Origin of the sequence: Staphylococcus sp. HMSC068C09 (genome assembly GCF_001813735.1) — a bacterium.
Classification (GTDB): domain Bacteria; phylum Bacillota; class Bacilli; order Staphylococcales; family Staphylococcaceae; genus Staphylococcus; species Staphylococcus hominis.
The window spans coordinates 1-217 of record NZ_KV813738.1 but is presented as its reverse complement, the minus strand read 5'-3'; the positions used below and the strand labels follow the sequence as shown (position 1 = coordinate 217).

1 protein-coding gene is annotated in these 217 nt (G+C 30.4%); it reads right to left on the bottom strand.

The features are described from left to right. Window positions 1-217: transposase (locus HMPREF2930_RS01850; protein WP_141751508.1), on the bottom strand; the 217-nt coding region annotated here is incomplete at both ends.

Below are 217 nucleotides of genomic sequence, written 5' to 3'. Positions count from 1 at the left end.
AATACTCTTTTTCCATACAAATGTATATCGATTGGCATTTGCCTCAACTTTCGTACCATCAATAAAAATGGCCTGATCATCTATAAGATGTTGTTTCAAACACTGACTATGAAATTGAATAAATAATGATTCTAATAAAGCATCTACTTTTGGATTGACTCTAAATCGATTAATCGTTTTATAAGAAGGCTTTTGATTTTGTGATAGCCACATCATC